The sequence below is a fragment of the Parafrankia discariae genome (assembly GCF_000373365.1).
Lineage (GTDB): Bacteria > Actinomycetota > Actinomycetes > Frankiales > Frankiaceae > Parafrankia > Parafrankia discariae.
The window spans coordinates 1-1,859 of the sequence record NZ_KB891188.1 but is presented as its reverse complement, the minus strand read 5'-3'; the positions used below and the strand labels follow the sequence as shown (position 1 = coordinate 1,859).

Below are 1,859 nucleotides of genomic sequence, written 5' to 3'. Positions count from 1 at the left end.
CTCGTCGCCCGGCTCGGGCCGGTGCGGCGCCTGCCGGGGCGGTGTGTACGTCCCTGCCCAGGCCAGCAGTTCGCGCACCGGGCCGGTGAGGGGGGCGGCGGTGGGGCTGAGGGCGTAGCTGACCTCGATGGGTGGGCCGGTGTCGACGTGGCGCAGGACCAGGCCGGCGGCGGTGAGCTCCCGCAGGCGGGTGGCCAGCATGGTGGTGCCGAGCTGGGTGGCGAGGGTCCGGTAGCGCACCGGGGTGTCCTCGGCGCCGAGCGTGGCGAGCAGTTCGAGGGTCCGGGTGCGGGCGAGGAGCGCGAGGCCGGCCCGCAGATCCCCTACCGGTGGCTGATCCGCTTCCGGCGCGGGTAGCGCGGGCTCGACGGTCTCCGAATCCTCCCCGACCTCCGAGCTCTCATCGGATGTCTCAGTGACCTCCGGATCGACCTGGAGACTGGTTTCCTCTCCTGGTACGGATAGCGTGGGCTGGTCTGAGCCCAGATCATCCTCGGATGTCCCAGCCACCTCAGAATTGGTTGGGAGGTCGGTTCCCTCTCCTGGTACGGACAGCGTGTGCCTGAGTGACTCCACACCCTCCTCGGATGTCGCGGGGACATCGGGATCAGCTTGGAGGTCGCTGGCCATCGTCACATCCTTCTTTGGGGGTCAGTGCGAATCCCGCACCAGCTCTGTGGAGCATCCTAGTCTCCTCTCACGATCTCATCATCGATCACGAAGCTCATGCTGGCTGGCAAGCTTGGCGGAGTTCGGTACTGGATCGTTGATCCAGATAAACAGTCGATCCTGGAGCTGGTCTGGTGGGCAAAGCTACTGGTGGGTTATGCCTCCGTTCTGTCCTGACTTCCGATAACCTTCCCTTCTCGGAAGTCAGACCGGGAGCGCAACAGGGAGGTTCGAGGTCCGTGGACGGCACACATCCAACAGTCCCTCCGGCTCCGGCCTCTGGTGTCGAGATCGACTCTATTCCTGATCAAGGTCAGGATGTGCTAGCCGATCCTGGTTCGGATCACGAACCAAGGTCGGATGGCGTTACTGACCGGGTGGTCGTGGTGCCGTTGCTTCCCGCTCCTATCACAGATCCAGATCTGACAGCGGATCCAGCGGCTGATCCGGATCTGGTGGAAGCTGGCGGAAGGGAACTTGCACTCGTCACCGCCCCACCGGCGGCGGGGGTACCAGCGCGGCTCGCCGACACGCTCGACGGTCTCGTCCGCGCCGGCAAGGCGGCCTCGACCTGGCGGGCCTATGACGCCGACTGGCGCCACTTCCGCGCCTGGTGCGACCGCGAAGGCCTGACCCCGCTGCCCGCCGCTCCCACCACCATCGCCGCCTACCTCGCCGACCACGCCGGCCCCCGCACCACCCCCGGCACCCTCGCGGTGTCCACCCTGGGCCGGCGCCTGGCCGCGATCTCGGTCGCCCACCTCGCCGCCGGCCTCGACCCGCCCCCCACCCGCGCCCCCGAGGTCACCGCCGTCTGGGACGGCATCCGCCGCACCTACACCGTCGCCCCCGCCCAGGTCACCGCCGCGCGCACCCGCGACATCCGCGCCATGATCGACACCATGGAGCTCACCGGCCCCGCCCCCCGGCTGGCCGACCTGCGCGACCGGGCGCTGCTGCTCATCGCCTACGCCGGCGCCCTGCGCCGCAGCGAACTCGTCGCCCTCGACGTCACCGACCTCCCCGAGGACGACCACGGCCTGCGCCTGCACATCCGCCGGTCGAAAACCGACCAGGAAGGCGCCGGCGCCCTGGTCGGCCTGCCCTACGGCTCCCACCTACCGACCTGCCCGGTCCGCGCCTGGCGCGCCTGGACCACCGCCGCCGACCTCACCACCGGCCCGGCGTTC

At 69.6% G+C, this 1,859-nt stretch carries 1 protein-coding gene and 1 pseudogene; one reads left to right on the top strand and one right to left on the bottom strand.

What is annotated here, in order from left to right; all coding sequences use genetic code 11:
- The coding region (locus B056_RS39390; RefSeq protein ID WP_230202930.1) for a winged helix-turn-helix transcriptional regulator at nucleotides 1-510 on the bottom strand (510 nt) is incomplete at its 3' end.
- A 614-nt stretch (nucleotides 511-1,124) separates the two neighbouring features.
- On the opposite strand from B056_RS39390, the pseudogene B056_RS36025 reads away from it, so the two are divergent.
- Nucleotides 1,125-1,859 (top strand): annotated as a pseudogene (locus tag B056_RS36025) (tyrosine-type recombinase/integrase); the annotation flags it as partial.